Genomic DNA, 5,447 nt, shown 5'->3' with positions numbered 1-5,447 from the left:
CTCAGAGGGTTTTGACAGTTTCGTCAGTCCCTTTTCAAGAGGTACACCATTCATGATGGTTGGCCAGTAAGCGGTGGATGAATGGAGAAACCAGGTAAGTCAGGGTGAAAATCACCCTCAATCCACTTCTTGCCATGACTTGCAGTAAAGCAGCCCTGCTGCTGCGTAGCGGGGATGCCTGTTCCAAAGGGGAACACTATGCATCTAGCAACCACTTAGTGCTACTATAGAGCATTGAATACCTCATCCTATCCTGACCTGCCTTCCTATCAAAGGCAGTTTTGTCAACCGGCTCTACTTTGGCTCACATCTGCCACCTAGCACACCACCAGCTCCCCCACAGCCAGAGCCGATGAAACATCAAGGCTACGTATTGATGTTTCAGCCCTCCCTGCCTGCGAATACAAAATTCGTCCCCCTTTTAAAAGGCACCCTCAAAACCCTCAAAACCCTCAAAACCTTCAAAACCCCCAGTTTCGTTCGTTTTGCTGGTTCGCTTTTGCACGCTCCGCCGCTCGCGAAAAAATCTGCCCCTTTTAAAAAGCACTGCCAAAACCGCCGAAACCGCCAAAACCCCTTTTGGCAGGCAGCAAAGGCAGCTCAGCATGCATGGACCGCCCGTTTCCCGCCGTATGTCACGGCACCATGAACACGCTCAACCGCCGTCAGTTCGTCCGTCGCACCGCTTTGGCATCGTTCGCTGCTCCCGCCATTTTGAAGGCGGCAGGGGCTGACAAGATCAATCTGGCATTCATCGGCCCCGGCGGAATGGGCACGAACCACATCAACACGATGTGCAAACGCGATGACGTGATCTACTCCTGGGTTTGCGATGCCGACTCCAAGCGGGCGGAAGCGGCGGCCAAAAAGATTCAGGAGCTCACCGGTCAGACGCCGAAGATCGCCAAGGACATGCGGCAGGTGTTTGATGACAAAGCAGTGCAGGCCGTGCTCATGGCCACGCCCGACCACTGGCATGCACCGGGAGCGATCCTCGCCGCGAATGCCGGCAAGCATGTGTATGTGGAGAAGCCCTGCTCGCACAATCTGCACGAAGGGCGGCTCATGATCGAAGCAGCAGCAAAAAACAAGGTGGCCATGCAGGTGGGCACCCAGAGCCGCAGCACGGCCAGCATCAGCCAGATTATTGAAAAACTGCGCAGCGGGGTCATCGGCGAGGTCTTGGTGGCAAAGGCATGGAACAGCCAACTCAGAAGGAATCAAGGCCACATGCCTGAGACGGAGCCGCCCGCGAACCTCGACTACGAACTGTGGCTGGGCCCCGTGCCAAAGGTGCCGTTTAAGAGCACCTACCATCCCGGCAGTTGGCGCTGGTTTCATCATTTCGGCGCGGGAGATTTCGGCAACGACGGCGTGCATGACATCGACATCGCCCGCTGGGGCCTCGGTGTGGACCAGCACCCGAACCGCATCATCGGCCAGGGCACCAAGCTCTTCTTCGACGACGATCAGGAATGGCCGGACACGCTCTACTGCGGCTTTGAGTATGACATTGCAGGCAAAACCAAGCAGCTCATCTACGAGCAGCGCGACTGGTCGCCCTACGTGCAGGAAGGTCACGAAAACGGCTGCGCTTGGTACGGCACCGAAGGCATGATCATCGGCGGCAAGCAGAAAGGAAGCTGGCAGATCTATGGCCGGAAAAACAAGCTCATCGAAGACATCAAACCCAGCTCAGGCCCCGACCTCGCCGCGCATCACGCCAACTTCTTCGACGCCATCCGCACGGGCGCGAAACTGAACGCCGACATCAAGATCAACCACCTCTCCACCTCCCTCTGCCACCTCGGCAACATCGCTGCACGAACGCGCAGTGCTTTGGTATTTGATCCCGCAAAAGAGCAGTTCATCGGTACTGCGGACACTTCGAAGCTGCTGAGGCGTGAGTATCGCGAGCATTGGGCGACGCCGGTGGGTTGAGCCGCCTGTTTCACAACTGGACACCTCAAGCTTCGTGCGTCTTGATGCGCCAACGATGACTCTCCCTCCCGCTCTGCGCCTGCCCTTCCTCGCCTGCCTGCTGGCTCTCTCCGGGGCCTGTGCGCTGGTTTACCAAATGGCCTGGCTGCGGGAGTTTCGGCTGGTCTTTGGTGGGGCCACACCCGCCACGGCGGCAGTGCTGGCGATCTTCATGGGCGCGATGGGCGCAGGCAGTGCGCTGTTTGGCCGCAAGGCGGAGGCCTCCGCGAATCCGCTGCGTTTGTATGCATTCATCGAGCTCGGTGTTGGCATCGCCGCATTGCTCACCCCGCTGCTGCTCTCCATGGTGCGCTCCCTCTATCTCAGCACCGGTGGCATAGCGGCTCTGGGTCAAGTGCCTGCGACGTTGCTGCAACTTCTGCTCGCGACTGTGGTGCTCGCTCCGCCCTGCCTGCTCATGGGCGGCAGCCTGCCTGCGGCCTTCACATGGGTGGAGACAGATCAAGACACGCAGCGCGGCAGCCTCGGCGTGCTGTATGGGGTCAACACCCTCGGCGCTCTCACCGGCGTGCTGGTGAGCACCTTCTGGCTCCTGGAACTCTGGGGCATCCGCACCACCGTCATGGCGGCTGCGGGAGTGAATCTTCTCATCGGTGCGGCGGCCTGGTTCGTTTCACGCAATGAGACCTCGCCGAAGCTAACGCCGCTGACTGCCCAGGACGCAGCTCTGACTCCAAGCACACTGACAGCACGCTTTCTCTACGTCGCCGCAGGCATCACAGGCTTTACCTTTTTACTCAGTGAACTCGTCTGGTTCCGCATCCTCGCGCCCTTGCTCGGCAGTTCGGTCTATGGCTTTGGCTTAATCCTCGCGCTGGCACTTGCTGGTATCGGTCTGGGTGGATTGCTCTACCGCATGCTGTGGGCGTCGCGGGCCGGTGCGGTCACGCTGGCGGCACTGGCAAGTGTGGCGGCATGGCAGGCGTTGTTTCTGGCTCTGCCCTTTGCGCTGGGAGATCGCATCGCCGTCTTTGCCATTGATGTGAATCAGTTGCGCTCCCTGGGCCTGCCGGGCCAGATCACGGGATGGACCCTGATCGCCAGCTTGCTGGTGCTGGGGCCGTCGATCCTCGCAGGCGTGCAGTTTCCGCTGCTCGTGGGTTTGCTGGGCAGCGGCAGCCGCGATGCGGGCCGACATGTAGGATACGCGTATGCAGCCAACACCCTCGGAGCCATCACCGGTTCGCTCGCCGGAGGTTTCATCCTGTTACCATGGCTGACCGCACTCGGTGCGTGGCGCTGGGTCTTTGTGCTCACCTTGCTGCTGAGTCTGGGCGCTGCGGCTCTCGGAGCACGATCCACATCAAAATGGGCGTGGCCTGTGATCGCAGCCCTATGGCTCAGTGCAGGCTGCCTCATGTTCATTCCCACCGGCCCCACGGCGGCATGGCGGCACAAGCCCATCGGCTACGGTCGCGTGGAGTCGCTGCCGAACTCCATCAACGGCCTGCGCGGTTGGCTGCATGCCAGCCGCTGGAAGATCGCGCATGAATTTGAAGGACGCGAAGCCAGCGTCGCCGCCGTGGACAGCGATGACGGTTACTGCCTCTACGTGAACGGCAAGTCCGACGGCTCGGCCTTTGGCGATGCCGATACACAGGTGATGCAGGGCCTCGTGCCCGCCATGCTGCATCCCGCACCGCATACCGCCTTCATCGTCGGCCTCGGCACAGGAACCACGGCCGGTTGGGTGGCCGATGTTCCCGAGATGAAGCAGGTGGATGTGGTGGAACTTGAGCCCGCCATGGCCAGTCTCGCACGCCATCAATTCGCCCCGGTGAACCGCGATGTGCTGAGCAAAGCCAACGTCCATCTCATCCCCGGCGATGCCCGCGAGGCCCTGCTGGCGGCAGGCAGCCGCTATGATCTGATCATCTCCGAGCCTTCCAACCCCTACCGCGCCGGAGTCTCCACCTTGTTCACGCAGGAATTTTACAATGCCGCCAAAGCCCGCCTCAATGAGCACGGTCTCTTTGCCCAATGGGTGCAGGGTTATGAAGTGGATGCGCTGGCCATCCGCCAGGTCTATGCCACGCTCACCTCCGTGTTTCCGCATGTGGAAACGTGGATCTCCGGACCGAACGATCTGCTCTTCATCGGTCATCTCACGCCACCAGAATATACCATGGAGCAGCTGCGCACGCGCATCGCGCAGCCGCTGTTTGCCGAGGCGCTTAAGCGCGTGTGGCTCACGAACTCCGTCGAAGGCATGCTGGCCCATCATCTCGCCTCGCCAGAGTTTGCACGCACTCTGCTTGAGACCAACCCAACCACCGTCAACACCGACGACCGCAATCTGCTCGAGTACGGTTTTGCCCGCGCCCTTTCCAAGGACAACACTTTTGAGACCACGCAAGTGCTCAGCATGGCGATGGAAAAGGATATGGATGTTCCCGCGCATCTCGCCGCACAGATCAACCGCACACGCCTCACCTATGAGCGCCTGCGCATGCTCGCGGCAGATGGTGCCACATCCTCGATTCCAGCCGATCTCGATGGCGACGACCAGCGCCACGCGGACGCCGTCGCCGACTTTGCCAAAGGAAACTTCAATGAAGTCCTCACCACATGGACAGGCACTCCCTCCAGTCCCTTTGAGCAACTGATGCTGTTGGAATCCGCCGCCCAAGCCGGCACCGCCGAGCAACTGACGCCCTACATGGCAGCCGTGCGCCAGGACTGGCCGGCCGATGCACACTTCGCCGCCGCGCTGTCCGCCTTCCGCCATGAATCCTATGACGATGCCGCATCTCAACTGCTCGATGGATTCAAAGACATGCGGTCACAGGTCTGGGTGCGACTCTCCTCCGTGCAAACCGCGCTATCACTAGTGCCTCCGCTTGCAGCCAACAGTCGCGATCTCGTCCCGCAGTTCATGGCCGCATTGCAGCAGCCGTTTCCCGGCGGACTGGCCGAGCCAAGCCGCCTGAACACGCTGATTCAGATCATCACCCTGCTCTCCCCGGCGCAGCAGATTGAAGTGCTTTCCGAATTTGAACCCAACCCGCCCTGGCAGCGTCAGTTCCTGGAGTTCCGTCTCAAAACCTATCGCACCGCCTCACACGCTCTCACGCCTCAGGCGGAGCGTGATTTGCAGGAATTTCTGCGCCACGCCGACCGCCGCTTGGATGAAACACGGTAATAGCTGCGCAGCAAACGGAGCGCGGACTTGAGTCCGCAGCACTCCGCCCGCATCCCATGCTCCGCATTCCTCTTCCGCATTCACACCTCCAGCGTCACCCTGCTTGCCGTACTTAGCGCGCGTAAAATCCTTCTCCGTGTGTGCGACCTGCTGCGGACTCAAGTCCGCGCTCCAGGACTCTTTGTCCTGCAACGCTGAGCGGTCGAAGCACGTTGATTCCATATGTTCACCACCCTTGTCGTGATCCTTGCGGCTGCTGCGGCTGAACCGTTGCCAAACACAAAGATCGAAGCGCTGCCGAAAT

Annotated in this window: 3 protein-coding genes; all 3 read left to right on the top strand. The window is 60.3% G+C overall.

Annotated features, from left to right (window positions below):
- Positions 1-352 precede the first annotated feature (352 nt).
- The 3 genes from ACIREA_RS25710 to ACIREA_RS25700 are packed head-to-tail and all read left to right on the top strand — an operon-like array spanning position 353 to position 5,143.
- On the top strand, positions 353-649 hold the full coding sequence (locus tag ACIREA_RS25710; protein ID WP_397385181.1) for a hypothetical protein: 297 nt from the start codon (positions 353-355) through the stop codon (positions 647-649).
- A complete protein-coding gene (locus ACIREA_RS25705) occupies positions 646-1,941 on the top strand; it encodes a Gfo/Idh/MocA family protein (RefSeq protein WP_397385180.1) in 1,296 nt (431 codons plus the stop codon). The genes ACIREA_RS25710 and ACIREA_RS25705 overlap by 4 nt, the downstream gene beginning before the upstream one ends.
- A 55-nt stretch (positions 1,942-1,996) precedes the next feature.
- Positions 1,997-5,143, top strand: coding sequence for a fused MFS/spermidine synthase (locus ACIREA_RS25700; protein ID WP_397385179.1), 3,147 nt, complete (start codon positions 1,997-1,999; stop codon positions 5,141-5,143).
- Positions 5,144-5,447: the final 304 nt, after the last annotated feature.

Origin of the sequence: Prosthecobacter sp. (genome assembly GCF_044373815.1) — a bacterium.
GTDB lineage: Bacteria > Verrucomicrobiota > Verrucomicrobiia > Verrucomicrobiales > Verrucomicrobiaceae > Prosthecobacter.
This window is presented reverse-complemented; position numbering and strand designations above follow the sequence as displayed.